This is a genomic window from Peribacillus sp. FSL M8-0224, from assembly GCF_038003055.1.
GTDB lineage: Bacteria > Bacillota > Bacilli > Bacillales > DSM-1321 > Peribacillus > Peribacillus frigoritolerans.
The window spans coordinates 4,290,910-4,316,201 of the sequence record NZ_JBBOOJ010000001.1 but is presented as its reverse complement, the minus strand read 5'-3'; the positions used below and the strand labels follow the sequence as shown (position 1 = coordinate 4,316,201).

The following is a 25,292-nucleotide window of genomic DNA, read 5'->3' as shown; positions in this document are numbered from 1 at the left end:
CATAACCCCTTTATCTTTTTTTCATTAAACATGTGCTTCGTTAGCTTCCTCATGCTGGAGGGATGCTGGAGCTAGAACAGTACGGAAATTAAAAAATAGGTTCATAAAGATAGCAGTTAGGCTTCCGGTAATCACTCCATCGCTAACGATGATTCGAAGGGATGGAGGCAATTGACTAAATAACTCAGGTACGACGGTTGATCCTAGTCCTAACGAAATTGAGCAAGCAATAATAAGTGCATTATGTTGATTGGTGTAATCTACTGAACCTAGCATTTTAATTCCTGAAGACACGACCATACCAAACAACACAACCGTAGCACCGCCAAGTACGGGGGCAGGAATAATGGTAGCAAGGGCCGCAATTTTAGGAACTAAACCAAGAAATACTAGGATACTACCTGCTGCAACCACAACGTTTGATGATTTGTTTTGAGAAAGTTGAACTAACCCTACATTTTGCGCAAAGGTGTTGTAGGGAAAGGCATTAAAGATTCCTCCTAAGGTTATAGCCAAGCCTTCTGCTCGATATCCTCGAGTGAGATCATCTTGTGTAACAGGACGATCACAAATTTCCCCTAAGGCAAAAAACACACCTGTTGATTCAACTACAATGACTAATCCTACAATTAACATCGTCAGTGTCGGAGCGATCTCGAAGGATGGGGCACCGAAATAGAACGGTTGAGGAATACGGAACCATGAAGCTTCTAAAACCTCATGGAAATCTACTTTCCCCATCATCGCTGCTAGTGCTGTACCTGCGACAATCCCTAAGAGCACGGAAAGAGAGCGGACATACCCTTTAAAGAAACGATTGATAATAAGAATAATAGCGATGACACCCATGGACAACATCAAGTTATCTAAGCTTCCGAAGTCCGGATTCCCTGCTCCGCCAGCCATATTTCTAATTCCCGATGGAATTAACGATAGTCCAATGATCACGACGACAGTTCCCGTGACAACAATTGGAAAGAACTTTACGAGTTTTCCAAGATAGCGAGCAAATAAAAAAATGAAGAGTCCTGCTACTATAATGGATCCGTAAATGGCAGGAATACCATATTGTGATCCGATAGCGATCATCGGCGACAGGGCAACAAAAGAAGCACCCAATACAACGGGTAGACCAATTCCAAAATATTTGTTTTTCCACGCTTGCAGTAAGGTAGCGATACCGCAGGTTAATAAGTCAATGGCGACCAAGTAAGCCAATTGCTCCGGAGTAAGGTTTAATGCCCTCCCAACAAGCAATGGAACAAGAATCGCCCCAGCATACATCGCCATGACGTGCTGGAATCCTAACGAGAATACTTTTGAATTCACCTTTATTCCCCCTTAATTTGTTTTATAAAAAAAGCCGCAGAAATAGAAGGGGTCTCCTCCTATATCTACGGCTCCTAAACCACGTATAACGAAATTTAAGCTCCTGAATCCTTGAAACAAGTCCGTGAAGAAAAAATGATAAATCAAAATTTCTCCAATAATAAGGTTGGTTAGATACCAAGTGATTGTTCTAGGTAAATCACCGTACAAGCATGATCACTTGTAGAATCGTAATCCTTAAATATGGTGTTGACCTTCACTCCAAATCGCTTCTCAATGTTTTCTTTTAATCGAAGTTTATATTCCTTGGCTAAAGCCCCATCGACGGATAAGGTCAGCTCAGAATACCTTTCACTTAATACTGAGATTAAAGGGGAGCGCTTCGTCTGCGCAAAAATGACAATGCGATTATCCTGGATATCAATTGTTTGCTTACTAACTCCCGCACTATAAATTTCTTGGTTGATGTCATTATATAACTGCGACAGCTGTTTTTTAAAAGAAGAATTCACCCATACTCACCTGCTGCTTCTAGTTCTTGAATTAATCATATAAATATTATTGCCCTTTGTCACTACTGATGTAAGGAAATCTAACATATTATTTTACTTTTGCTTACCAGTCCGTAGTAGCTCCATCCGTCCAAGAATCAACACCTCCCGAAAAAAGAAGCCTTGGTCTTCGATAAGAATGGCATTAACATGACCATAATCTCATTCAACTCCTCCAATACTTAAACCTGGATTTACTAATTGCCTGTTGGGGGTTCATGCTTTAATCTAGCATTTTCGTGATAATCAGAGCTTATGGAAACAATGGAAGTTGCCAAGAACGAGAGTGAGAAAACTCAAAGGACTCGGTGTCCCATTTGGAAAAGCATATGAATGGGGAAAAATACCAGAAAGGGCTATTGGCGCCCCTGCTTTTGGCACTGTAGGCCTTTCGCTTGGCATTACACCGGATTTGAGTACTGCCGGGAAGGTCGTAATCATGACTTTAATGTTTATAGGGAAAATCGGGATGGTTACCTTTTTATTCAGTATGGAGGGCAAACCATTAAAACATGCGTATCACTATCCTAAAGAGCGCATCATTATAGGATAAAAAAAGGTACTGCTGCAAATGTTGTTGTCTTTTTCTTGATTGAAGAAAAATTCAAGCTGAGGGGCATCGTACCCAATTATGTACATTGCTTTTATTTTTCGCTAAAATAAAGGGTATAATGAATGCTTATATAGTTTATTGATGATAAAAGATAATGAGGTAGAAAAAAATGATTGCAAAAACAGAAGATGATTTTAATGGTTTGAAGGAAATTGGCAAAATTATTGCCTCCATTAGAGATGAATTGGTACAAAGAACAATTCCGGGCATAACGACCAAAGAACTTGATGATATAGCTGGGGAACGTTTAGAACAAGCGGGTGCAGTTTCAGCTCCAAAAGGTGTATATGATTTTCCTGGCTATACTTGCATCAGCCTAAATGATGAAGTGGCGCATGGCATTCCGGGTGATCGGGTTATTCGTGAAGGGGATATAGTAAATATAGATGTATCCGCTTCAAAGAACGGTTATTTCGCAGATACAGGAATCTCATTTGTAGTAGGCGAAGGAGAAGAAGTATTAGCGAAATTATGCGACGTCGCCAAAAAGGCATTTGAAGCGGGCCTTAAGAAAGCAAAACCCGGTTCCAAAAAAAGCAGAATCGGAAAAGCGGTGTTCGAAACAGCGAGACAGCATGGGTTCACGGTTATCAAAAACCTTACAGGACATGGTGTTGGACGTAGAATACACGAAGCACCTGACCATATTTGTAATTATTATGATCCATGGGATAATGAAATATTAAAGGAAGGGATGGTTATCGCATTCGAACCATTTATCTCAACCTTTGAAGAAGAAGTATTCCAAAAAGAAGACGGTTGGACCTATGCTACTGAAAAAAGCTTTGTAGCTCAAGTGGAACATACGATTATCCTTACTAAAAATGGACCGATCATTGTCACGCTTTAATTCAAGCATAGACAGAAAAGGCGATATAAGTAGTTCGCCTGATGTAACATATAAACTCGTAACAGTTTAAAAGAATGTTTCTCGTATCTAAAGGAGTTGCTTTTGCAGCTCCTTTTCTTATCGAACTATAGGGGCAGGTTAAGCAAAGTTTCTTCGGATTTTTTTCTAACAGATAATTTATTCACCTTGTAATCGTTACTCCATATAATGAAAGTAGATAGGACAACTCTCTCCTGTCCTATTTATTCCCATCCGGTTCATTTGAAGTAACTATTCTTAGCGGCGAATAGTTACTTTTTTTAGTTACAAAGAATCTTCACTAAACAAGCCAATTAGCTGATTTCCCTACCCGTTTTTTTTATTAAGGATCATCCACTCCACTATGACAAAGTTGAGAACGAGCCCAGCCCAAATGTTCACATTCAATACTTCCTCGATCATCTTATCTCTTCCTTCTGGAAGCATAAATCCATTAAAAGTGTAATAAGTAATGAGAAGTACGGGTACTAGTACACGTGCACTGACTGCTACTAGAGTTATACCAAAACTGCGCATCATCCATATTCGGTGTGCATGAAAATGTCCTTTAACAGCTGTACGGTAACCCTTCCAACATGTGAATAACCACAGAATGGCCAGAGTAAGAAAAGCTGTTGCTTTTGTGAAGTTTTCTATATAGAAGACAACGGCTAGAGCAAGAATTCCACTAATAAAAACACTGACAACATAAATCCTCCCTACATAGCGATGAACCTTTGGATTTTTCAAACGAATACGATCCATAAACTGAAGAAAACCTGTTATTAAGGCAATAAAGGCGCAACCAATATGTGTAACCAGTATAGAATATTGTGTTGTCGAAGTAATATCTACACGGCTGTTAGCAGGATTTAAAGTTAGATAGGGGATCATGAAAGGAATCATAATCCCAACCGAGACTATAACTAAAATCCACCAACCTTTTTTTTGCATCATACCTTTTTTAACTCCTTTTATGTTTGTACCTGACAAGCAGAATATTAGGTGGTTTCAGAGTCATTCGATAATTTTTTCCCCAATGGTGTCAGAATGCCATCAATGGTGGAGGAGTTCTTTTCACGCAAATAATTTTCCAGTTCAGCTTCACCCTTTTTCATGTTGGACCGATTCAATGTTTCACGTTCATTGGAGTAGGTCATGAAGGGGACACTATATCCGCAAGAGGTTTGGACTTTATGAATTTTGGCTAAAATGATTTGTCTTGCACCGGGCATCATTTCAAAATGACCTATCATCCGATCCCATTCTTCTGTTTCAGGCAGAATCACCTTGCCTGAACCATATAAGCGCAAGATCATCGGTGGACCTTCAAATGCACAAAACATAAAGGTGATCCGGGCATTTTCATTAATATGTCCGCTTGTTTCGTTACCACTCCCAGTTAGATCCAAATACGCAATTTCGGTAGATGATAGGATGCGAAGGGTATCATACCCTTTTGGAGAAAGGTTTACATGCCCCGCCGCATCCAAAGGTGCCGTTGCAATAAAAAACAAATGCTGTTTCTTTATGAAGTTTTGATGCTCAGCTAACATTTCCGGAAAATACTTTGCCATCATTATCCCTCCAAAGAAATCCATTTTAAAATATAAGTTCTCTATTAATGAGTGGATTACCTTTTTCAGCTATACTCCCCTGATGAAAAAAGCGATAGCTACATACAGCGCTCATTTTCCCTTTGAGAATCCGGCTGACCTTTATGAACGATATTAATTTTAGATTACAAGGGTGATTAAGAATTTGAGATTTTCCAGTATTGTACTATGATAAATTTATATTGTTTGAATTTGGAAGGGCATGGGATAATGACCAGACTCTTACAGAATCATCTAAGGAGTGGTAAAGTGGCACGTGTTTTATTTATTAATGCTGGATCAGAAGGACATATCAATCCAACTATTGGAGTTGTGCAAGAGCTTATTTCGCGTGGAGAAGAGGTAGTGTACTTTACGATAGAAGCTTTTCGAGAACGTATTGAGAAGACGGGAGCTACTGTACGAACAATTGACGGTGAAAAATTTATAGAAGCTTTTCTCTCAGGGGGAAGAAATTATTTACTCGAAAGAATCAACGGTCTTTTACATACGGTAGATATCGTCATACCTAGCGTGCTTGAACAGATCGAAGGAGAGCATTTCGATTACATCATCCATGATTCCATGTTTGGCTGTGGACGTATGCTTGCCCAAATCCTTAAGCTTCCCGCAATCAATTCTTGTACTTCTTTTGCACAGACAAAAGCAACATTCGATAAAATGCTGGAACAGCTTTCTAAAGAAATCCCTCCAGAAATAGGTAAAGCTATACACGATGAATTTCAAAGACTGACGGCAATGGTGAAGGAAAAATATGATGTGGAGATCCATTCTGCTTACGAAGTTTTTTGTAATCCTGCACCACTTTCAATCGTTTATACAACTAGGGAGTTTCAACCTTTTAAAGAAGCATTCGACCAAACTTACAAATTTGTAGGTCCGTCCATCTCTTCACGAATAAAGCAGGATAACTTTGACCTTGCTGATATCAAAGGAAAAAGTCCCCTTTATATTTCGCTTGGGACGGTTTTTAACCGGTCTCTTGATTTTTATAAGCTTTGTTTTGAAGCATTTGGAAATAGCGATCACACGGTGGTCATGTCGGTCGGTCAACAAACCCCACTAATTGAATTAGGAGACATCCCCAAAAACTTCATTGTGAAAAAATATGTTCCACAAACAGAAGTGCTAAAATACACTAAATTATTTATCACACATGGCGGAATGAATAGTACCAATGAGGGTCTCTACTATGGAGTTCCGCTAATTGTCATCCCGCAAAGCGCGGATCAGCCGATGATTGCAGGACAAGTTGCCAGTATCGGAGCCGGTATTACATTACAAATGCAAAGCTTGACTGCAAATCAACTGCGTAAGGCCGCAGATCATGTATTAAACGACCCAACTTTCCATAAAACTGTTTCAAGTTTAAAAGAATCGTTTCAAAAATCGGGTGGATATCACCAAGCTGTTGATGAGATTTTTGAATTTAAAAGACAATATGATATTTAAAAATGAATGATCGGCGGCATTTTCTAAGTCGGTATGGAAATCTTTTTTCTTATGCCACTCTTGGGGCATGAAGAGCGTTGGCCTAAAAAGGTATTGTCCTTTTTACATAGAAAAATAAAATGGGGGACATATATGGAAATTTGTTTAATTGGTGGCGGAAATCACACGAATAATGAATTACGTGAAGTGTTCCTGGAACTTTCAAAAATGATTAAACCTGAAGCTAAGATTTTAATAATCCCTTTTGCAACCGACAATTCCAGGTATGAAAGTTGGATGGCAAGTATTACACAAGCCTTTTCAATCATGGAGAATGTAAGTATTGAATTATTAATTGAAGACCTTTCAGACAAAGAAATGAAAAAGTCTATAAGAGAACATGATATTCTTTATTTTATAGGTGGAAAGCCAGAAAGGTTAATCCATGTAATTGAAGAAAAGGGACTTACCCCAATTATCAAAAACTTTCAAGGTTTAATCATTGGATATAGTGCGGGTTCATTAGCTTTCGGCAATGATTGCATAATCACAAAAGATGAAGACTATCCAGAAACGATAGTGATCAAGGGCTTAGGATTAGTGGGGTTTAGCGTTGAGGTCCATTACGAGGATAATGTAGATGGAGAATTATTTCCCCTATCAAATGAACGAAAGATATATGCAATACCAAATGGAAGTGCAGTTTTCTCCAAGAATGGGGAACTATATAAAGGTATAAATGATATCTATTCCTTTCAAAATATGAAAAAGGAAATAGTGAATTCCAAAGTCTTATAAAACTGGCAGGCGCTTTATCCCAATAAGCCGCAGCAGCATTTTTCATATGCAAGAGCAAGGTCGCAGGAAGCTAAGGATAGAGAAAAGGAGACTGCAATGAAAGTAAATTTAATGATCTTCATTACATCAATAAAAGAACAAGAAAAGAATAGGTTACTGATGAAAACATTTGAATCTGATATTCGTCCTGTTACAGGGGATATAATCGATGATCCCGGGTTCGATCCACGATTTCATAATGGATATGAGGTTGTAAAGGTTACCATAAATTATGCTTCGGATGAATGTTTGGTATCCCTGCACCCGCTTGCAATCGAAATCGAGGAAATCAGGATGGAAACTTATTTGGAGAATCTGGAAGCACACGGTTGGCGTGCTGTCTCAAAAGAAGAATTGAAAAGTATGTAAAAATGATATAAGGAGGGAGTATGTAAATGGAAAAATACTCGACAACCACTTTAAACATGATTAGAAATTTTGATGTAATGCCTGAAAGGGTATTTGTTGCATGGGTGGACCCCGGGATGATGAGAAAATGGCTTTTTACATTGGAGGGGACAAATAAAGTGGCACAAAATGATCCGCAAGTGGGAGGAACTTGGGAGATTATTGATCATCGCGATGGAAAAGATTATCGGGCGATAGGGGAGTACCTTGAAATGGACCGTCCCAATAAATTAGTGTTCACTTTTAAAATGCCGCAATTCAGTGAAGAGACAGATACAATTACAGTTGAGCTGAAAGAACTTCAAAAGGGCTGTGAAATGACATTTTCACAAAGCATCACCGTTCCTCATGAAGAAAATTGGACAGAATCCGATATCGAAAAAGCTCTTGGAGAGTATCACGATGGATCTGAACATGGCTGGAATTTAATGTTTATGGGACTGAAAGAATTGGTTGAAACTGGACAAGTCAGCTATAAAGGTTAATGGACGTTGGCCACAGTTTTTAGACAAAAGGGAATCGGAATCGCATCCCGAACCCTGCAGACTTGGAATGGATTGAAGAAATTTGCGACACTCCTGCCGAAAAACTGGCTAGCCGAGACCCCACAGGCGCTTGTGCCGAGGAGGCTTGGCAGACAGTCGGCGGAAAGGGAGCGGATTTCTGAAATCGACTGGAACGTCTTCTTGAAAAAACTGTAGGTTGATCTCACACCGAAATATGTATAAGACTAGGTCCTTAAAGTTTTTTCCTGTACTCATTATTGGATTTCTGAAATCGACTGGAATGTTTTCGAAACTCAATTACCGAGTTTGTGCTAATAGTCGTTTGCCAATGAAAAGCTCCCCAAATTAACTGGAGGGCTTTTCGAAATGTAGTTTTATATATTGACAATCCCCTTTTAATTGGTAATATTTACTTTATTATTACATATGTGATTTTTAATAGAAGGCGGTTTAATTATGGATGGGAAAATCAGTTACGACGAGTTTCATAAACTGATAGAAAGTGGGCAATATCGCAAATTGGTCATGTCATTATGACTAACTTTATGTACATATTTTGTTTATTAGTATGGGGACTTAATTTTATTGCCGTTAAGATTCAAGGTACACCTGTGAGCTTAGAATTATCTTTAACCTATCGATTAGGTTTGACGGCCATCCTATTTTTCATTCTATTGTGCATGCTTAAACCTAAAGGAAAACCCAAGAAAAAGGATGTTCCATTCATTATTGTGTTTGGAATTTGTAATTTTGCTTTAAGCTATTTATGCCTTTATTACGCCACTATCTTAAGTTCAGCAGCAATGGTTACGTTAATATTTTCATTGAAAGTCATTTTAACGCCCATTGCCCTTCGTGTTTTTTTGAAGGAGCCATTGCATTCACGTATCTTACTTGGCGGGATAATTGGTGTGCTGGCTGTTTGTATTGTTATTTATCCGAGTTTACATGATATTCATGGATTCGATGATATAAAGGGCATCATGATGGCTGTTCTTGGTACCATCCTCACTGCATTGGGCGATGCAAGCTCTGCTAGAAATGCCAGGGAGAAAGTGAACCCAATCTATGCCAATGTACTTGGTTTTGCAGCAGGAGGAATTCTTTTGGCGGCCATTGTGTTCATCCAAGGACAAGCAGTCACTATACCGACATCCATTACATATTTATCTGCTTTGTTCTATTTAACTATATTCGCTTCCTTTGGAGCTTGGCTATTTTACCTCAAGCTTGTAGAAAAGATAGGCGGGGCGAAAAGTGGATACATGGTTGCCCTTTTTCCGGCAATTGGAGGTATAGCTTCTGTGATGATTGGTGAATCAGATCCAACCATTTTCTTGGGAGCTGGCTGTCTTTTCAGTTGTTTAGGTGCGGCGATTGCATTAGGTTTTGGCATGAATATTGGTAAAAGTAATTTGAAAGAAGAAATGTAATTCGATTTACAGAGAGGGATGGGACAATGGAAAGTAAATGGCCAACTGAAATGAAAGTAGCGCAGATCCGGGTTGCACGTCCTACTGATCAACTAAAAAAGGTAGTAAGCTTCTATTGTGAAGGATTAGGATTGAAAAAAATCGGTTCTTTCGAAGGGCACGAGGGATATGACGGCATCATGATCGGGCTTCCGGATTCCAGCTATCATTTAGAGTTTACTCAACATAAAGATGGCAGTCCTTGTCCTGCCCCATCAAAAGATAATCTGCTTGTCTTTTATATTCCTGAACGTAAAACCATTGAGGAAATCACGAATAGGTTGAAAGGTATGGGCTATGAACCGGTTTTTCCGGAGAATCCATATTGGGAAAAATCAGGTGTTACCATTGAAGATCCGGATGGTTGGAGAATTGTATTGATGAATTCGCCTGGCATAGGAAATTAAATTTCACAAAGGAAACGACCGAAAAGCACCATGCTTTTCGGTCGTTTTGGGTTTATGAGGACATCGTGATCCCGCCATTGATATGAATGCACTGTCCTGTTATATAAGCACCTTCATCAGATGCTAGCAGCACATAGGCGCCTGCATGATCTGCCGGCTGCCCAGGACGGCCAAGCGGTGCCTCGGTGCCGAACTCGGCAACGGATTGTTCGTCGAACGTCGCCGGGATGAGCGGAGTCCAAGCATTCGGCTTTTTTTTGTGCCATTTTATGGAGTGAATGTAAGACAGAATAAATCAATATAAAATAAACTCACGAGTAAAAGCGTGAAACTCACGAGTAAATCGGCTAAACTCACGAGTAAATGGCTAAAATTCACGAGTAAAACGCTAAAACTCACGAGTAAACACCGATTCGACAAATAAAAGCGTGAAAAATTCACGAGTATATGCCCCAATTCACGCATAATAGCCCGAAACTTACTGGAAATGCTCCAAAACTGGTTTGTTTCAATACAATTGGCTGTATAAAGGTGTAAAGGAGATTGAAGAAGGCAATGATTTTCCTTTCGTAAGCAGTTATTGGTTTTGGCGGATTTTGTTTATCGTAATCAGATTATTCATCATTTTTACGACTGTAAATTCATTCTTTCGCTGAAAAACCCAAATTTTTGTAATGATTTATTTAGCCTTGGACATACTTAATGAAGATATCAATAAGTAACATTTAATTAAGGAGGAAACCCAATGGCTAATGAAAATATCCAAATGAAAATGGAACATATTTGGCAGGATACATGTGGATCATGGGAAAATTGTACGGAAGCCACAATTCAGTCATTTTTGGCAAAATCTGAAGAAAGCAATATTGACCCGCAATATTGCATGAGCAGGGTGGAACAACATAAAGCCCAAATACCTGAATGGGATGCTGTTTCAAAAGTATCGCTCGACTGGGTTAATCAACATACCTCAACGGGTTCACCCATTTCAATCAAGGATGATTATTGAAAAGATATATTCTTTCTGCTTATGAATGGTTCGAACTCCACTATGGTTAAGAGGTGAAGATAGTTGTCAAATAATGAGGAACAAAACGGTAAATCAAATCGTCGGGATCCAGATTACAAAGTTAATGCTTGGGATGAAATGAATGGTGATGAAGATAAATTTGTACAATCAGCCATCCAAGAGGAATTCAATAATCCAGTAATCGAAGAAACGATCTTGAAGTTCAATAAAATAGCGAATGAAGAAGAAAAGGATACTTGATTTTGGACGCGCCCTATAGGGCGTTTTTTTTTTTGAGAAGGCTCTTTTCGTAAAGGTTGTTATTTTTAAAACGAAACTATCTAAGGTTGATTGGAGCGGAAGTGCGAGACTCCTGCGGGAGCGGCGGGACAGGTGAGACCCCACAGGCGTTTACGCCGAGGGGGCTCACCGCCCGCCCCGCGGAAAGCGAGCATCTGGAGGGGAAATCAACCACACCTCACTACTTGGTAAATAGCAACAGAGTATGTGAAAACAGCCTTTGAGAAAGACGAAGGAGCCGTTAATAAATGATTATGCAAAAGAACATATCTTTACTTTTTAGATTTATAATATACAAATAAAGGGAAATGGCATCTTAGTATCGTATAAAGCATAGTATAAACCGTTTTTATTAATAATGTTGGCAATGGGAGTGAAGATCATGGAAGCAGCGGTAGAACGAATTTTTTCTAATGAATTGGTGAAATTGGCTGGGGATTTTTTTCAAGTGAATGCTGGGAATCCGGTTAAACTTGGAGACGCAGAGAACTACGTATTTGAGGTTTACAGGTATGGAACGCCATATATCTTAAGAATGACCCATCAATCACATCGTACAAAAGATCAAGTGCTTGCTGAGTTAAAGTGGATTGAGCATTTACAGAATAATGGGAGTGAAATTCCTAAAGTTCTCTTTTCGAAAGAAAAGAATTTAGTTGAAATTGTAAAGGGCTCGGATGGTACGGAATTTTATTGTTGCCTGTTTGAAAAAGCTCCTGGTGTTAGGATGAAAGTCACTGATGAAAATTTCGATGGACCTTTATTTTTTGAATGGGGAAGAACCATTGGCCAAATGCATAAACAAACAAAAAGCTATAAGCCTGAAGCGAAATATAAACGGCTGGATTGGTTTGAAGAGGAATTATTGAATGTCCAGCTTTATCAATCCGATGTACCGGAGCAAGTGATCCGCCAACAAGAAATAATCAACAAGCATTTAAATGCCCTTTCCGTTCATCAAGATAATTTTGGCTTGATTCATTCTGATATACATAATGGCAATTTTCATTATCATGAGGGGAGGATTCATGTTTTTGACTTTGATGACTGTTCTTATCACTGGTTTGCCAGCGATTTGGCGATCCCTCTGTACTATCTGATGTGGAGTTTGGAACGTGAAGGGATAAAAGGGCTCGATGAATATGCTGCCAAGTTCATGAGGGAATTCATAAAAGGGTATGAGACGGAAAATATCCTGGCACCTGTGGAATACGAAACGATTCCTCTATTTTTAAAGCTAAGGGATTTAACGTTATATAACTTTTTTCATAAAAAGTATGATTTGAAGAATGCGGATCGTTCATTATCCAACACCGTTCAAAAAATCGAACAAAGAATCATGGAAGGCCGGACTATTGTTCACTTCGATCCGAACATGGTTCATTAAGGGGGATTGGCATGCCAGGAATGAAAAATAATCGGCTTGCATATATGATCCGGACTGGTGTATTGGAAGATGCGGAAGCGGTTTTGGATGTACAGGATTCCGTTGTTTCCGAAGGTGAGTATTTTATTGCCGTATCGGAGGAATTCAATAAAACACCTGAACAGCAACGAGATTGGATACGAAGGTTATTGGAAAATGAACGGGAAACCATCATCGTGGCTGAAATGAATGAAGAAGTGGTTGGATGGATAGCCTTTCAATCGGAAAATAGGAAGAGAATGTTCCACAAGGGCTCATTTGGGGTGATGATCAGAAAAAATTTCAGAGGGATGGGAATTGGAAAAGAGCTTATTGAGGCGTTATTGGATTGGGCAGAAGCCAATCCGTTGATTGAAAAGGTGAGTTTGGGGGTTTTTTCCACAAATCATCGGGCAATATCATTGTATAAACGGCTGGGGTTTGTTGAAGAAGGCCGTAAAATCAAAGAATTCAAGATGAGCGAAAGTGAATACATCGATGATATTATCATGTACAAAATGGTTTGATCAGACCGAAAGAGCATGAATGGATTCATTACATGCTCTTTGCGGTTTGGTTATGTATCTATTTTTATAGTAAATCGATATTTATGTCATGCATTATCTAATTACTCTTACCTTCACTTGCTTTCTTCCCCACGTTAGAGCATCCGCTTCTTTTGCGATGAATACATCGATTCTGTTTCCTTTGATCGCACCGCCCGTGTCTGCAGCGATGGCTTGTCCGTAGCCTTCGACTTCCACGATGGAGCCTAGCGGAATCACGTTCGGATCGACTGCTATCAGTTTGGCATCATCATATTTTTCTAAATCGACACCCATTCTTGTAGTGCCTGAACATCCTTCGCAGCTTGCTGTATAAGCTGTACTTGTAACCGTCAGTTCTTTAACGGCTGAGCTTGCTGAACTGGCTCTTTCTTCTAATTTACTGAAGGTCCGTGCACCGGCTATACCGTCAGCGGATAATCCCTTTTGCTTTTGAAAGTTCATGACTGCTTGTTTTGTACCTGTTCCATAAATGCCATCGACCGTTGATGAGTAAACATCCCAGGCTTTCAATAGCCTTTGCAGTTCAGCTACAGGTCTTCCCATATCCCCGCTTTTCAGTGTCTGTATTTTCTGATTCGTTTGTGTTCCTGATATTCCATCGACTTTCAGCCCTGATTTTTCCTGAAACTTCTTTACGGATTCCTTTGTAATCGGTCCGTAGTAACCTGTTGCTTCATGATAGGGAAAAACCCCTTTTGTCAGTAATAATTCTTGTAAGTCTTTAACATCACTATTACTCATTCCAAATGAAAGTGTGCGATCCAAAGCTGCGGCTTCGCCTTTAGTTGGCATGCAAACTCCTAGAATGAATACAGAAGCCGTTAGGATCGTTAATAAAATTTTCTTCATGTTTATCCTCCTCGTTGTTTCCTGCAATTAAACTATTCGTTAAACTATCACTCTTTTAGGCGCAGTTAAGGAAAAACACCGCGAAGGCACTAAGTAATTGTTAAAACATGTAACAGAAAGAAAAGAAATGAGGCGGACATCGGGTTACCATATCCTTATTAATTGTCGAATTATGGAAAAAAATCAAGTTTCATATGAAACTAACGGAATCGTTTGGTTGAACAGGGGCATTCATTCATGTACGTTTAAGTTAATATAAATTCTATTGTAAGGTTAAAGGAGGGAATCATATGATTAAGGCAGTTATTTTCGACTTTGATGGCTTAATTTTAGACACGGAAACGGTTTGGTATGAGGCCTATAGAGAAACGATGGCTTTTTATAAATCTGATTTGCCTCTCGAACATTTTGTTACATGTATCGGAACCGATAACACTGAGCTAAATCAGTACTTCAAAGATCAGCTGGGGGGAAGGTGTAATATTGAAGAAATTGAATCCAGAGCAAAAAGCCTCCATGAAGTAAAGATGAAAACAGCACAGGCACGTGAAGGTGTGAAGGATTATCTAGAAGAAGCAAAGAGAAATGGATATAAAATCGCCCTCGCTTCAAGTTCGACAAAAGAGTGGGTCACTCATCATTTGGGGGAACTCGGACTGTTACACTATTTTGAAATTATCATCACAGGGGATGATGTCGAGAAAGTTAAACCAGCGCCTGATTTGTATGTAAAGGCAATTGAAGTCCTAGGCATTCAGCCTGCAGAAGCCGTAGCATTTGAAGATTCGTCAAATGGTCTTCAAGCGGCCCTGACTGCTGGGTTAAAGTGTGTAATCGTACCAAATCCCGTGACGGACGCTTTAGCTTTTGAAAACCATCATTTACGCCTCCGATCCATGGCGGATAAGAGCTTGTCTGACGTTATCAAGCATATTGAGCAATAACAGTTCAACGGTAATTATAGTAAGATGAAAGAATGAAACCGCGCCGAAGATGGCAGAGTCTTCGGTTTTTCCAGTTTTAATGAATGTTATATTTTGGTGTGGGGGATGAGTTTATGGGATTGCAAACGAATGACGAAGGAGTCCGGCTGCGGGAGGTCAAGGAGAGTGATCTTCCTATCTTTTTCGAGCAGCAATTAGATCCTGACGCAAACTATATGGCTGCTTTCACATCTAAGGATCCATCAGACAAGGCGGCTTTTTTGACACATTGGAAGAACATCTTATCGAACCGGGATATTCAAAAAATGACCATACTCTGCAACGGGTGTGTGGCAGGCAGCATTCTCAAGTTTGAACAGTTTGGTAACCCGGAAGTGAGTTATTGGATCGGGAAGCAATTTTGGGGTAAAGGGATCGCTACATGTGCATTGCTCCATTTTTTGCCGAAAATAAAAGCACGCCCTGTTTATGCCCGTGCAGCCAAGGATAACCTTGCATCCATCCGGGTGCTGGAAAAATGCGGGTTTGAAAGATTCGATGAGGACAAAGGATATTCCCATGCAAGAGGCAAAGAGGTTGAAGAATTCATTTTGAAACTTGAAAGTTAAGATAATAATAACAATATCGTTTAGCCTATGAGGAAACGGGTGACATTCAATGGGATATAAGATTTTTTCCATCATTTTTATTTTATGCGGTCTTTTTATAATGTGGTTCGCCATATTTGGCAAAAAGAAAGAAATCAAAGAGTTCGGCTCCGGAGTACCCACGAATTTCATCGATGTAATTGTAATGATGATATATAAGCTCTTACCTTCCATTATTAGAAAAATCCTTCTATTGGCATTGGGTCTGGCCATTTCTATCGGATTTTCCTATATATTGTATAAATTATGGTGAATTTTCCTTATCAAATAAAATAATCCTGAAACTTTCTCCTTACGTAATCGTATAAAATGGTAACGATATATAGGAGTTGTTGCTATTTCGAAGAAAAAAAGTGAAGGCAGTGTTTAGGATAATGGGGGCGGGAAGTTGACGCCGGCGGAGGCATTGGTTCAATATACCCAATTAGAAGAATATCAGTATAGTAATAATATGCATAATATGGTAATGTTGAATTTGTGTGATTTTGGAAATTCATAAAAAAGGAAGGTATTATATGTCTGAATCGGTTCTTAAGGTTCAATCCTTAACTAAAAAAATTGGAAAAGCAACCATCGTAGACAATGTGAGCTTTGAAATAAAAAGCAATGAAATATTTGGTTTACTTGGTCCGAATGGTGCTGGTAAGACCACGATCATCCGTATGATCACAGGTCTCATCAATCGTACGGGCGGTACGGTCATGATCAACGGCAGTGACCTCGATCATGATTTCGAAGGTGCGATGAATGAATTGGGGGCCATTGTTGAAAATCCGGAGTTCTATAAATATATGACAGGCAGAAAGAATATCCTGCATTATGCCCGGATGTCATCCAATGACATATCCAATGAGAGAATAGAAGAGGTCATTAAGCTCGTCAAACTGGATCATGCCATCGATAAGAAGGTTAAAACCTATTCATTGGGAATGCGCCAGCGCCTTGGCGTGGCACAGGCCATTTTACATAAACCATCATTATTGATTTTTGATGAACCGACGAATGGCTTGGATCCGCAAGGGATTCGCGAGTTTCGTGATTATTTGAAAGTACTGGCAAGTGAAGGCGTCGGGATATTGATTTCATCCCATTTACTATCGGAAATGCAATTGATGTGTGATAGTTTTGCCGTTATCGAAAAGGGAAAACTGATCCATACGAAAGAACATATTGTTGATGAAAAAACCGAAACGATCAATGAAGTGTCCTTCACCGTCAGTGATGGGAAGCTAGCTAAAAAAATCCTTCAAGAAAAGTTTGCGGATATCACGATCCTAAAAAATGGTGCGAAGAAAATCTCCGTATCGGCCACCCGAGAACAAACGGCCGATATAAACAGGAGTTTTAATGCAAATGATCTGGATGTCTTTGAAATTGGCATAACCAGAAAATCGCTGGAAGATAAATTCTTCGAAATCACTGAGCAGGAAATGAGGGAGTCTGTATGATGTCCTTAGTAAAAAATGAATGGATGAAAATCTTTTCAAAAGTATCAACTTATATATTCATCGCTTTTCTATTATTGGCAGCATTAGGGGCTGCGGTCATTGATTATAAACTAAGTCCTGACGAAACGGATAAAGATTGGAAGCAAGAGTTAAACGCCGATATCCAAGAACAGGAAAAGGCTTTGGAAGCTAAGGAAATCAGTGAAGAAGAAAAAGCCTCCATCATGGAAGAAATTAATTACAACAAGCAACTGTTGGCTGATAATATAAACCCTGACTTAAACACGAATTGGACCTATATGGCTGAATGGACTACATCATTAACATCATTTGTCACTTTATTCGTCGTTATTGTTTGCAGCTCGCTCGTTTCCTCGGAATTTTCCGATGGCACCATTAAACAACTGTTGATCAGGCCTTATAAACGTTGGAAGATCCTTCTTTCCAAATATATTACTTCCTTGTTGTTTGCAGCGTTACTACTTGCGAGCCTGCTTATATTCAGTTATCTAATCGGAATCATATTCTTTGGCAATGGTTCGTATTCAGACAAAATCATGGATCCTGCATCTTTCGAATTCAGTCCGGTGGTAGTCGGCGAATATTTCGTGGACATGATCGTTTACTGGATACCAGGGTTCCTGGTCATCACGACCATCGCTTTCATGTTAAGCACATTATTTAAAAACCAAGCACTAGCAGTAGGTATATCCATTTTCATCCTATTTGCCTCCTCGACATTAAATATGGTCATTCAATCATTCATCGGAAAATACGAGTGGTTAAAATTCGTCTTATTCCCCCATCTCGATTTAAGGGGCTATATTTCCGGAACCATAGACATGTTCGATGGAGCTACACTTGGATTCTCGATGGGTGTACTCGGAATCTATTATCTTATCTTTTTAGCGCTAACTTTCTTCTTCTTCCAGAAAAAAGATATCACTAATTAAATAGAGCGAAAAACCGAAATCAGTGGCTGATTTCGGTTTTTCTTATGCAACAGGAATGTTGCTGCTTTGAATCTGGCATAAAGTGAAACCTTTATCCAAAATTATCCGTATAAGATAATATGAGGATATTCAGTTGGGTTTAGGGGTGGAAAATGAATAAAAACAAGGTTCTATTAATTGGACTTATAGGATTTTCTTTATTTCCAATGGGCATGGTGATATCACAATGGACAGTTGCAGGCGTAGTGATCGGGATAGGCGGAGGGTTCGTAATGGGGATCAGTTCCTACTGTTTGCTAGTCAGTAGCTCCATATACATATGAACAATACACTAGTTAATTGCGGACTTCGCGGAAATAATCTGATAGAGATGGAGCAGATTTAAAGATGGGGAAAATGCATTATAAACGAAAGTTAGTCATTGTGTTTACAATTATTGGAATAGCGTTAGGGCTCTATGTGTACTCGGCATTCTCTCAAAAATTGACAAAATCAACAGATTTGTCTGATGAATCTATCGGGGGATTTAAAGTGTTTGATAACATATCGAGTCCAGAATTCATCAGGGAATATGGAGAACCCATCGATCAAGATAATAATAAGGCTTATGATTATTATTATTGGAAGGGCGGGTTGAAAACGGCCTCTATCAATACAGACGAGGATAAAGGGAAAATCATGCGGTTGATCATTTCAAGTACGGACGACGCCCAATTTGAAAACTCCCTTCAAACAAGCAAAGGCATTAAATTAGGAAGTAAGAAAGCGGACGTCCTTTCGAAGTACGGAGATCATTATTATAAAAGTTATGAACAGGGAGCCGATATTATCGGATACATTGACCATAAACGAAATATTACCTTGGAATTCTGGTGTGTACCAGGTGGAAGGGTCGCAGAAATACGATTGGATGATGCAGATGTCATTTAATGATTTCACCAGCGTCCCCGATTATCGGTTTTAGCTGTTTAAGTGAATAAGAAAGCGATGCGATAAAGAATATGTTCATAAAAAATTTCATCTATCATTACATCATTTATCCGATCATATTTGTTGGGGTATATGCATTATTTGCTATTTTTAAGCTTGATGATACCCCCGTTCCTATAAGTGATGCTATGCATATGATTTTAATCTATTATTTTGCAATTAGTGTGTATAATGCCTTGCCTACCATTAAATCTAACCGTAATAAAAAAGGCAGCCAATAAAAACAGTACTCATTGGAATTTACATATTTTTGCATCAATTCCGAAACCATTTATCCAGGTTATCCGTATATGTAATTATGAACGGTGCAGGGAAGCTCCGGTATTTATAAGCATTTATCATTTTAATAAATTTGGGAGATGAAGGATCATGAGCGAAAAGGGTTGTATGAAATGCGGTAGCAATGATGCTGCTAAGAAGGATGTAGCCATGACAGGAACTGGCTTGTCAAAAATGTTCGATGTCCAGAATAATCAATTTACGGTTGTGTATTGCAAGCAGTGCGGTTATTCGGAGTTTTATAATAGGCAATCATCTGCAGGCAGTAATCTGCTGGATCTATTCTTGGGATGATCATTGGCACGACAACAATCCCCTTTTACATGAAAAGGGGATTGTTGTTTTTTTCGTAATGCCCATTATCCGATGAAATGGCCTTGAACTACTTTTGTAAATTCCTTGGCGACGGGTGAAAGGTGTTTAGCTGATTTCATGACCAATCCGATCTCCCGGGAAAGTTCCGGGTTCAAGGGCAGGCTTTTGATGCGTTCGGGTTTTTCCGGTAAAGCCAGGTCTGGCATAATCGTGATGCCTAATTTTCCTGCTACCATTGAGAGCACCGTTTGATTGTCTTTAATGTCGTATGAAATGTTTGGTTTTATCTTGGCTTCCAGGAATCTATCTTCTATGAGTGTTTCACAGCCAGATCTCAGCATGATGAATGGTTGATCAACGAAGTCTTCCAGGGTCAATGAGGTTTTCCCTGAAAGCGGATGGCCTTCGTACACGACAGCTGATAGAGGATCTGTTAGCAGAGGGATGAATTCCACGTTCTTTACTGGTTTTGCTGCAAAGCCGATGTCCACTGTTCCTTCTTCGATCCATGTTAAGATTTCCTCATATCCACCTTCATGAATCAGCAAATCGATATTAGGGTATTTTTCTTTAAAGATAGAGAATAGCTTTGGTATGAATCTGGCAGTGAAGCTTGGAAAACTGCCAATCGTTATTTTACCGATTTCCATTCCATTCACAGCTGCAATCTTTTGTTCGATATGTGCAAGGTTGGCAGCAATGGCCCGCATATGTGGAATGACTTGTTCTCCCGCAGTCGTGAGTGTTATTCCTTTTCGGTCACGCTTCAATAAAGTCACACCAAGTTCCGTTTCAAGTGCTGTAATGTTATGGCTCACGCCTGATTGAGTCAGTCCGATCCGGTCTCCCGCTTTCGTAAAACTTCCGTGTTCAACAACATGTAAAAAGACTTCCAGTTGAAAAAAATTCAAATGCCCCACACCCTTCTTCTATGAATTATACATGAGAAACTCTAATCCAAGTAATGAAAAACATTCATTTTACTTATGATGTGGTCGAGAATACAATAACATTACAAATTAAAATAAGAATGGGTGATGGGAAATGATGAAACGGAAATACGGGCAAATTTTTTCACCGTACACGCTTTCTAATGGAACGGTTCTTAAAAACAGGATTGTAGTTGCGCCGATGACCACTTATTCAGGTCAAGAGGATGGCTTGGTTTCTGACGAGGAATTAGCCTACTATAAAAGAAGGGCAGATGGACCTGCCATGTTCATTACTGCCGCTGCCGCCATTTCCCCTGTTGCGACAAGCTTTCCCCGGCAAATGAAAGTATATGATGTACAAAGCATCGCTGGACTCACTGAGCTTTCAAAAACAATCAAATCCAAAGGTGCAAAAGCCATTCTCCAGCTTCATCATGGCGGAAGCGAGAGCCTTCCAAGCTGTACAGGCGGAGAAAAAATGGTTAGTCCGAGCGGAATCATTGCAAGCGTTTATAAAGGAATGGGCGAAGAGTACATTCCAAGGTCAATGAGCCACACTGAGATTCTATCCACTATTCAAGACTTTGGAAGAGCCACCCGCCATGCCATTCGTTCAGGATTCGACGGTGTGGAAATCCATGGAGCGAATGGCTATCTCCTGCAGCAGTTTTTCTCACCCCACTCCAACAGACGGAGAGATCATTGGGGAGGGAGTTTGAAGAATAGAATGCATTTTCCACTTGCCGTCATCGCGGAGGTGAAGCGGATCCGTGATCTATATGCAGACAAGGAATTCGTTATTGGGTATCGCTTCTCCCCCGAAGAACCGGAAGAAGGCGGATTGAAAATGGATGATACAGTTGCATGGGTAGATGAATTGGCAACTCAGGGGCTTTCCTATTTGCATCTTTCTGTTAAAAATGTCTGGTCCATGCCTAGAAGCGGATTGAACAGGGGATTGACAAGGACCGAAATTCTCCGCGATGTCATCGCTGGCAGGACCAGTTTCATATCACTTGGATCGATCCATACTCCAGAGGAAGCAAATGCTGTGCTTGAGAAAAATATACCGCTTTTCGCTTTAGGAAGGGAATTGCTGATGGAACCGGACTGGGCCGCCAAAATAATGGAAGGCAGGGAAGAAGAGATCAAGACGACCTTACCGCGCGATAGCAGGTGTACATTAAGTATTCCGGAACAAATGTGGGCGAATATCATTACTCGTGACGGCATGCCCGAGAAATGATAGTATGAATGTAAAAATTGGAAATTTCATGAGGGGAAATTAAATGAATAAAATAGCACTTTTTCAACTGTCTCTAGCCATGACAATCTTTGGTTCTGTCGGTTTCTTTTCGGAACTATCAGGACTTCCTGCATTGGAATTGGTTTTTGTTCGCTGCATTTGTGCTGCCGTATTCTTATGTGCAGCCTGGATGATTACCGGACATTTCAAGAACGAAATATGGAATGGCAGGGAGGTAATGCTGATCATTTTCTGCGCGGTGGCCAACTTGTTGAACTGGATATTCCTCTTTAAATCTTTTGAGCTGATATCGGTGACAATCGCCATTTCGCTTTATCATTTAGCGCCGATCCTTGTACTCATTATAGGGAGCCTCATTTTTAGGGAGAAAATGAATGTATTCTCCATCTTGGCCATTTCCCTTTGCTTCATTGGCACATTACTCATTATGGGAACAGATGGATTTCGATCATCTTCTCCTGAATGGGAGGGCATCGTGTATGGAATCATTGCTGCCTTTTTCTATGCGGCAACCATGCTTTTAGGAAAGAGCATTACAAAGACGAGTGTATATGCGACCACATTTCTGCAAATGTTCATTGGATTTCTATTACTGATTCCTTTTGTCGATTATTCCGTATATACAACGTTAAATTCTTCCGAATGGTTTTATACGGTGCTTACCGGCATCATCCATACAGGCGTCGTGTATTTGCTGTTTTTTAATAGTATTCGCCATTTGCCTACAAATGTAGTATCTTTCATGATTTTTGTCGATCCGGCAGTTGCCATCCTTTTGGATATTCTGCTTTCAGGATTTAAACCGGACGGGATTCAAATTCTGGGTATTTCCTTGATATTCATTGGGGTTGTCTATTCACTTAAAACGACTGGACCGACTGAAAATGATGTCATGCAGAAAAGGCCCCACACAATGTGAGGCCTTTTTCCTTTATGCATGTACCTATTGATTAAAATGATAGACATCCCAAATGTCAGGGGTTTCTGATCCAATGTACCAAGCAGCTGCACCGCCTAGCTGATTTTGTTTAACCAGGTCCATACGGAGCTTCATCGATTTTTTATCTTCTATCCAAATTTGATGCTTTTTCCCTTTGGAAGTATACACCACGTAATTTTGCTGCGTCTGTTTATCCCATACCTTTTTAAGTTTTTGAGTTGAAATGATTTTGTTGACCTCAGCCATGGTACGGTCATGACTTTTCACTTTTTTTGTCGACAAATCGGTTACCCATTCTCTCGTATAAAATGGTACAGCCAATATGATCTTATGAGCAGGTACTTCTTTCATTAAAAGCTTGGTTCCTTCTTTGATCCAAGGTAACGAGGAAACGGACCCGGCTACCGGGCTCCCTCCCCAATGCTCGTCATAACCCATTATGATTATATAGTCCGCTATTTTGCCAAGTGCTTTCCTATCTAGGCTTTTTGACCAATAAGGGTCTTCATTTTCTCGGGTGACATCCACAGACACTTTAATTCCATGCGGTTTTAGTGCCTTTTTTAGTTCGCCGATGAAAAGTACAAAGTCCTTCTTATTTTTGGGGTCGATGTTTTCGAAATCCACATTTATTCCATCACTTTTCGTTTTAACAAGTGAATCGCGTAAAGCTGAAACTAATTTTTGGCGTTTTTTTGTATTGCCTAGTACAGAACCAGTTAATACAGGGTCAAATCTATTCCCGATAAGCTGCCAAACTTGTTTTCCTTGTTTATGGGCAGCTTGGATGTATTTTGTATCTACAGAAACGGAAACGTAATTACCGGTATCCGTCAGCGTATAAGAACGGGGAGATACTACATTCAAATTGGGGTGTTTAAGTTGCTGGGTATAGCTTTCTTTCGATCCATTATGCTTCCAGCCCATGACGATACGGTTTTGCGCCTTTTTTTGAAGCTGGGATTTCTTTATCCAGCCCTTTTTTCCGCCAAGCAATTGAACCTGGCAGTAATAATCCGGAACCTTCAATTTTTGGCCCACTTTAAGGGTAACCGTGTGTAAGTTATTTAATTTCGTCAAATCACTTGTTGTTACCTTGTATTTATTAGAGATCTTCCACAATGTATCGCCTGATACAACCTTATGGATCTTATATTTCTGGGGGATCTTCAGGCTTTGGCCAACAGTTATTTCGGAAGTGGTTAATTTATTTACTTTTTGCAGCTCACTTACTGAAACACCATATTGATTTGCTATTTTCCATAGTGTGTTTCCAGACTTCACTTTATGAATGATGGGCCCCGCGGAATCCCCAACCGAAGTAGAAATGATGGGAAACTCTTCGCCCTTCTTTAAGGTCTTTAATAGAGTGGAACCTAATTTAGGAGAACTAAAAACTTTTGTATTGTCCAATTTAACAGAACCTATGGATTGGGTTTTACTTGATGAATGACCACTGGTTGGAAAGAGACACATACAAAGAAGGCTTAACATGATAAAACATCCAAAGAATTTTTTCACAATGATTTTATTCCCCTTTGTAAAATTTAACTTTACTAGTTTACTATGGAGAATAGCCATATAAATAGAGGTACATTGTGGAAAGGCATTACTAACCTTCGTGCGGGACGAATTATTCCGTATGAAGGGCAATTGATTTGTAAATAGAAGGGGAGAGTTTATATGTCAAATTTTTCATTACAGTTTTATGATTTTAACATTTGGGCAAATAATCAGATTTTCAACCGTTTAAAAGAGCTTCCAAAGGATGTTTACCATCAGGAAGTTCAAAGTGTGTTTTCATCGATATCGAGTGTGATGGCCCATGTGTATCTTTCCGATCTGGGGTGGGCGGAGGTTTTTTCCGGTAAAAGCATGAAACATGCATTGGAGCTGGCTGAACAACTGAAGGAACAAATGGAGTCAAAGGAATTAGAGGAAATGGAGGCCATGTTTATTGAGTTGTCCGAGCGGTACAAATCGCTGCTTGGCCAAAAAGAAAATTTAGATAAGCCTCTTATAATTGAGAATCCAGCTGGCGGACAAATGAAAACAAGTGCAGCCGAATTGGTACCGCATGTCGTGAATCATGGAACCTATCATCGCGGCAATATCACGGCCATGCTGCGCCAAATGGGTTATGCCTCAACTTCGACGGATTATGGGCTTTATTTATTTTTAAAAGGGGAGTAACGGGCCTTCATTTGCTTACTGATGGGACTGTAAGCATTTACAGTCCTGTTGTTAAAGTAAGGCCGCCTGTTATTTTGAAGATAACGAAATCCTATATATGTGAACAGGTTAACCGGTTCTTCCTGGTTGGCCTTTTTTACGTTTGTCACTGGAATTGACTTGTACATGACATTTGTCATCTTCTAGTCATGACACCTGGTACTAATAAAATCAG

At 39.7% G+C, this 25,292-nt stretch carries 31 protein-coding genes and 1 pseudogene; 24 read left to right on the top strand and 8 right to left on the bottom strand.

Features of this window, described 5'->3' with window-relative positions; genetic code table 11:
• Positions 1–24 precede the first annotated feature (24 nt).
• Both MKX49_RS20785 and MKX49_RS20780 read right to left on the bottom strand, forming a co-directional pair.
• A complete protein-coding gene (locus MKX49_RS20785; protein ID WP_340878586.1) occupies positions 25–1,290 on the bottom strand; it encodes a nucleobase:cation symporter-2 family protein in 1,266 nt (421 codons plus the stop codon).
• A 209-nt stretch (positions 1,291–1,499) separates the two neighbouring features.
• The gene (locus MKX49_RS20780; RefSeq protein WP_249599193.1) at positions 1,500–1,841 is read right to left on the bottom strand and encodes a Na-translocating system protein MpsC family protein; all 342 of its coding nucleotides are present in this window, start codon (positions 1,839–1,841) and stop codon (positions 1,500–1,502) included.
• A gap of 310 nt (positions 1,842–2,151) precedes the next feature.
• Between MKX49_RS20780 and MKX49_RS20775 the strand changes: the two genes are divergently transcribed.
• Entirely contained in the window at positions 2,152–2,433 is a 282-nt protein-coding gene (locus MKX49_RS20775; protein ID WP_340877607.1) for a potassium transporter TrkG, read from the top strand.
• A 169-nt stretch (positions 2,434–2,602) separates the two neighbouring features.
• Complete coding sequence (gene map, locus MKX49_RS20770; protein WP_048687639.1) at positions 2,603–3,343, top strand: type I methionyl aminopeptidase; 741 nt, start codon at positions 2,603–2,605, stop codon at positions 3,341–3,343.
• 345 nt (positions 3,344–3,688) lie between these two features.
• Here the strand turns inward: map and MKX49_RS20765 are convergent, their stop codons facing one another.
• Both MKX49_RS20765 and MKX49_RS20760 read right to left on the bottom strand, forming a co-directional pair.
• Complete coding sequence (locus tag MKX49_RS20765) at positions 3,689–4,318, bottom strand: DUF2306 domain-containing protein (protein ID WP_340877606.1); 630 nt, start codon at positions 4,316–4,318, stop codon at positions 3,689–3,691.
• Positions 4,319–4,362: 44 nt separating this feature from the next.
• Positions 4,363–4,938: a pyridoxamine 5'-phosphate oxidase family protein gene (locus MKX49_RS20760; protein WP_323598352.1), complete on the bottom strand. Its 576-nt coding sequence runs from the start codon at positions 4,936–4,938 to the stop codon at positions 4,363–4,365.
• A 288-nt stretch (positions 4,939–5,226) separates the two neighbouring features.
• Here MKX49_RS20760 and MKX49_RS20755 point away from each other — a divergent pair, with 288 nt between their 5' ends.
• From MKX49_RS20755 to MKX49_RS20725, 7 genes are all read left to right on the top strand, one after another.
• Positions 5,227–6,429: a macrolide family glycosyltransferase gene (locus tag MKX49_RS20755; RefSeq protein WP_340877605.1), complete on the top strand. Its 1,203-nt coding sequence runs from the start codon at positions 5,227–5,229 to the stop codon at positions 6,427–6,429.
• A gap of 132 nt (positions 6,430–6,561) precedes the next feature.
• The gene (locus tag MKX49_RS20750) at positions 6,562–7,206 is read left to right on the top strand and encodes a Type 1 glutamine amidotransferase-like domain-containing protein (RefSeq protein WP_340877604.1); all 645 of its coding nucleotides are present in this window, start codon (positions 6,562–6,564) and stop codon (positions 7,204–7,206) included.
• 96 nt (positions 7,207–7,302) lie between these two features.
• Entirely contained in the window at positions 7,303–7,614 is a 312-nt protein-coding gene (locus MKX49_RS20745) for a hypothetical protein (protein ID WP_340877602.1), read from the top strand.
• A 26-nt stretch (positions 7,615–7,640) separates the two neighbouring features.
• On the top strand, positions 7,641–8,138 hold the full coding sequence (locus MKX49_RS20740) for an SRPBCC family protein (protein ID WP_340877600.1): 498 nt from the start codon (positions 7,641–7,643) through the stop codon (positions 8,136–8,138).
• A gap of 6 nt (positions 8,139–8,144) precedes the next feature.
• Positions 8,145–8,354 (top strand): hypothetical protein, encoded by a 210-nt coding sequence (locus MKX49_RS20735; RefSeq protein ID WP_340877599.1) that lies wholly within the window; start codon positions 8,145–8,147, stop codon positions 8,352–8,354.
• Positions 8,355–8,692: 338 nt separating this feature from the next.
• Entirely contained in the window at positions 8,693–9,592 is a 900-nt protein-coding gene (locus MKX49_RS20730) for a DMT family transporter (RefSeq protein WP_340877598.1), read from the top strand.
• A gap of 26 nt (positions 9,593–9,618) precedes the next feature.
• Complete coding sequence (locus tag MKX49_RS20725; RefSeq protein ID WP_251544027.1) at positions 9,619–10,038, top strand: VOC family protein; 420 nt, start codon at positions 9,619–9,621, stop codon at positions 10,036–10,038.
• Positions 10,039–10,090: 52 nt separating this feature from the next.
• On the opposite strand, the pseudogene MKX49_RS20720 reads toward MKX49_RS20725, so the two are convergent.
• A pseudogene (locus tag MKX49_RS20720) lies at positions 10,091–10,279 on the bottom strand (SDR family oxidoreductase); the annotation flags it as partial.
• A 504-nt stretch (positions 10,280–10,783) separates the two neighbouring features.
• Between MKX49_RS20720 and MKX49_RS20715 the strand changes: the two are divergent.
• The 4 genes from MKX49_RS20715 (at position 10,784) to MKX49_RS20700 (ending at position 13,279) form a co-directional block, all read left to right on the top strand.
• The gene (locus MKX49_RS20715) at positions 10,784–11,047 is read left to right on the top strand and encodes a hypothetical protein (RefSeq protein WP_340877596.1); all 264 of its coding nucleotides are present in this window, start codon (positions 10,784–10,786) and stop codon (positions 11,045–11,047) included.
• Between the two features lie 63 nt (positions 11,048–11,110).
• Complete coding sequence (locus MKX49_RS20710; protein ID WP_340877595.1) at positions 11,111–11,308, top strand: hypothetical protein; 198 nt, start codon at positions 11,111–11,113, stop codon at positions 11,306–11,308.
• Between the two features lie 421 nt (positions 11,309–11,729).
• Positions 11,730–12,734 carry a phosphotransferase enzyme family protein gene (locus tag MKX49_RS20705; protein ID WP_340877594.1) on the top strand — a complete coding sequence of 335 codons (1,005 nt, stop codon included), beginning with the start codon at positions 11,730–11,732 and terminating at the stop codon, positions 12,732–12,734.
• Positions 12,735–12,745: 11 nt separating this feature from the next.
• On the top strand, positions 12,746–13,279 hold the full coding sequence (locus MKX49_RS20700; RefSeq protein WP_340877593.1) for a GNAT family N-acetyltransferase: 534 nt from the start codon (positions 12,746–12,748) through the stop codon (positions 13,277–13,279).
• Between the two features lie 93 nt (positions 13,280–13,372).
• Here MKX49_RS20700 and MKX49_RS20695 read toward each other — a convergent pair whose 3' ends face one another.
• Entirely contained in the window at positions 13,373–14,170 is a 798-nt protein-coding gene (locus MKX49_RS20695) for a peptidoglycan-binding protein (protein WP_323598342.1), read from the bottom strand.
• Between the two features lie 290 nt (positions 14,171–14,460).
• On the opposite strand from MKX49_RS20695, the gene MKX49_RS20690 reads away from it, so the two are divergent.
• From MKX49_RS20690 to MKX49_RS20655, 8 genes are all read left to right on the top strand, one after another.
• A complete protein-coding gene (locus MKX49_RS20690) occupies positions 14,461–15,114 on the top strand; it encodes an HAD family hydrolase (RefSeq protein ID WP_340877590.1) in 654 nt (217 codons plus the stop codon).
• Between the two features lie 113 nt (positions 15,115–15,227).
• Entirely contained in the window at positions 15,228–15,722 is a 495-nt protein-coding gene (locus MKX49_RS20685) for a GNAT family N-acetyltransferase (protein ID WP_340877589.1), read from the top strand.
• Positions 15,723–15,771: 49 nt separating this feature from the next.
• Positions 15,772–16,014 carry a hypothetical protein gene (locus tag MKX49_RS20680; RefSeq protein WP_323598339.1) on the top strand — a complete coding sequence of 81 codons (243 nt, stop codon included), beginning with the start codon at positions 15,772–15,774 and terminating at the stop codon, positions 16,012–16,014.
• 262 nt (positions 16,015–16,276) lie between these two features.
• Positions 16,277–17,209 (top strand): ABC transporter ATP-binding protein, encoded by a 933-nt coding sequence (locus MKX49_RS20675; protein WP_340877588.1) that lies wholly within the window; start codon positions 16,277–16,279, stop codon positions 17,207–17,209.
• A complete protein-coding gene (locus MKX49_RS20670) occupies positions 17,209–18,162 on the top strand; it encodes an ABC transporter permease (protein WP_340877587.1) in 954 nt (317 codons plus the stop codon). Before MKX49_RS20675 ends, MKX49_RS20670 begins: the two co-directional genes overlap by 1 nt.
• A gap of 152 nt (positions 18,163–18,314) precedes the next feature.
• Positions 18,315–18,485, top strand: a complete 171-nt coding sequence (locus MKX49_RS20665) for a hypothetical protein (protein ID WP_340877586.1) — start codon at positions 18,315–18,317, stop codon at positions 18,483–18,485.
• Between the two features lie 64 nt (positions 18,486–18,549).
• Positions 18,550–19,092, top strand: coding sequence for a hypothetical protein (locus MKX49_RS20660; RefSeq protein WP_240660817.1), 543 nt, complete (start codon positions 18,550–18,552; stop codon positions 19,090–19,092).
• A gap of 429 nt (positions 19,093–19,521) precedes the next feature.
• Positions 19,522–19,725 (top strand): zinc ribbon domain-containing protein, encoded by a 204-nt coding sequence (locus tag MKX49_RS20655; RefSeq protein WP_034304303.1) that lies wholly within the window; start codon positions 19,522–19,524, stop codon positions 19,723–19,725.
• Positions 19,726–19,790: 65 nt separating this feature from the next.
• On the opposite strand, the gene MKX49_RS20650 is transcribed toward MKX49_RS20655, so the two are convergent.
• On the bottom strand, positions 19,791–20,657 hold the full coding sequence (locus MKX49_RS20650; protein WP_340877585.1) for a LysR family transcriptional regulator: 867 nt from the start codon (positions 20,655–20,657) through the stop codon (positions 19,791–19,793).
• A gap of 133 nt (positions 20,658–20,790) precedes the next feature.
• On the opposite strand from MKX49_RS20650, the gene MKX49_RS20645 reads away from it, so the two are divergent.
• Both MKX49_RS20645 and MKX49_RS20640 read left to right on the top strand, forming a co-directional pair.
• Positions 20,791–21,924: an NADH-dependent flavin oxidoreductase gene (locus MKX49_RS20645; RefSeq protein ID WP_340877583.1), complete on the top strand. Its 1,134-nt coding sequence runs from the start codon at positions 20,791–20,793 to the stop codon at positions 21,922–21,924.
• Between the two features lie 43 nt (positions 21,925–21,967).
• On the top strand, positions 21,968–22,864 hold the full coding sequence (locus MKX49_RS20640) for a DMT family transporter (protein WP_340877582.1): 897 nt from the start codon (positions 21,968–21,970) through the stop codon (positions 22,862–22,864).
• A 24-nt stretch (positions 22,865–22,888) separates the two neighbouring features.
• On the opposite strand, the gene MKX49_RS20635 is transcribed toward MKX49_RS20640, so the two are convergent.
• Entirely contained in the window at positions 22,889–24,298 is a 1,410-nt protein-coding gene (locus tag MKX49_RS20635) for a LysM peptidoglycan-binding domain-containing protein (RefSeq protein ID WP_340877581.1), read from the bottom strand.
• A 270-nt stretch (positions 24,299–24,568) separates the two neighbouring features.
• Between MKX49_RS20635 and MKX49_RS20630 the strand changes: the two genes are divergently transcribed.
• The gene (locus MKX49_RS20630; RefSeq protein ID WP_323598329.1) at positions 24,569–25,078 is read left to right on the top strand and encodes a DinB family protein; all 510 of its coding nucleotides are present in this window, start codon (positions 24,569–24,571) and stop codon (positions 25,076–25,078) included.
• Positions 25,079–25,292 lie beyond the last annotated feature (214 nt).

What these genes read in the sequence shown, in the direction of transcription:
- MKX49_RS20745 (WP_340877602.1), top strand. Translation starts at nt 7,303, where the DNA reads ATGAAAGTAAATTTAATGATCTTCATTACATCAATAAAAGAACAAGAA.
- MKX49_RS20765 (WP_340877606.1), bottom strand. Translation starts at nt 4,318, where the DNA reads ATGATGCAAAAAAAAGGTTGGTGGATTTTAGTTATAGTCTCGGTTGGG.
- MKX49_RS20730 (WP_340877598.1), top strand. Translation starts at nt 8,693, where the DNA reads ATGACTAACTTTATGTACATATTTTGTTTATTAGTATGGGGACTTAAT.
- MKX49_RS20665 (WP_340877586.1), top strand. Translation starts at nt 18,315, where the DNA reads ATGAATAAAAACAAGGTTCTATTAATTGGACTTATAGGATTTTCTTTA.
- MKX49_RS20695 (WP_323598342.1), bottom strand. Translation starts at nt 14,170, where the DNA reads ATGAAGAAAATTTTATTAACGATCCTAACGGCTTCTGTATTCATTCTA.
- MKX49_RS20645 (WP_340877583.1), top strand. Translation starts at nt 20,791, where the DNA reads ATGATGAAACGGAAATACGGGCAAATTTTTTCACCGTACACGCTTTCT.
- MKX49_RS20690 (WP_340877590.1), top strand. Translation starts at nt 14,461, where the DNA reads ATGATTAAGGCAGTTATTTTCGACTTTGATGGCTTAATTTTAGACACG.
- map (WP_048687639.1), top strand. Translation starts at nt 2,603, where the DNA reads ATGATTGCAAAAACAGAAGATGATTTTAATGGTTTGAAGGAAATTGGC.
- MKX49_RS20640 (WP_340877582.1), top strand. Translation starts at nt 21,968, where the DNA reads ATGAATAAAATAGCACTTTTTCAACTGTCTCTAGCCATGACAATCTTT.
- MKX49_RS20760 (WP_323598352.1), bottom strand. Translation starts at nt 4,938, where the DNA reads ATGGCAAAGTATTTTCCGGAAATGTTAGCTGAGCATCAAAACTTCATA.
- MKX49_RS20680 (WP_323598339.1), top strand. Translation starts at nt 15,772, where the DNA reads ATGGGATATAAGATTTTTTCCATCATTTTTATTTTATGCGGTCTTTTT.
- MKX49_RS20655 (WP_034304303.1), top strand. Translation starts at nt 19,522, where the DNA reads ATGAGCGAAAAGGGTTGTATGAAATGCGGTAGCAATGATGCTGCTAAG.
- MKX49_RS20750 (WP_340877604.1), top strand. Translation starts at nt 6,562, where the DNA reads ATGGAAATTTGTTTAATTGGTGGCGGAAATCACACGAATAATGAATTA.
- MKX49_RS20685 (WP_340877589.1), top strand. Translation starts at nt 15,228, where the DNA reads ATGGGATTGCAAACGAATGACGAAGGAGTCCGGCTGCGGGAGGTCAAG.
- MKX49_RS20670 (WP_340877587.1), top strand. Translation starts at nt 17,209, where the DNA reads ATGTCCTTAGTAAAAAATGAATGGATGAAAATCTTTTCAAAAGTATCA.
- MKX49_RS20630 (WP_323598329.1), top strand. Translation starts at nt 24,569, where the DNA reads ATGTCAAATTTTTCATTACAGTTTTATGATTTTAACATTTGGGCAAAT.
- MKX49_RS20725 (WP_251544027.1), top strand. Translation starts at nt 9,619, where the DNA reads ATGGAAAGTAAATGGCCAACTGAAATGAAAGTAGCGCAGATCCGGGTT.
- MKX49_RS20660 (WP_240660817.1), top strand. Translation starts at nt 18,550, where the DNA reads ATGGGGAAAATGCATTATAAACGAAAGTTAGTCATTGTGTTTACAATT.
- MKX49_RS20785 (WP_340878586.1), bottom strand. Translation starts at nt 1,290, where the DNA reads ATGGCGATGTATGCTGGGGCGATTCTTGTTCCATTGCTTGTTGGGAGG.
- MKX49_RS20705 (WP_340877594.1), top strand. Translation starts at nt 11,730, where the DNA reads ATGGAAGCAGCGGTAGAACGAATTTTTTCTAATGAATTGGTGAAATTG.
- MKX49_RS20740 (WP_340877600.1), top strand. Translation starts at nt 7,641, where the DNA reads ATGGAAAAATACTCGACAACCACTTTAAACATGATTAGAAATTTTGAT.
- MKX49_RS20675 (WP_340877588.1), top strand. Translation starts at nt 16,277, where the DNA reads ATGTCTGAATCGGTTCTTAAGGTTCAATCCTTAACTAAAAAAATTGGA.
- MKX49_RS20700 (WP_340877593.1), top strand. Translation starts at nt 12,746, where the DNA reads ATGCCAGGAATGAAAAATAATCGGCTTGCATATATGATCCGGACTGGT.
- MKX49_RS20715 (WP_340877596.1), top strand. Translation starts at nt 10,784, where the DNA reads ATGGCTAATGAAAATATCCAAATGAAAATGGAACATATTTGGCAGGAT.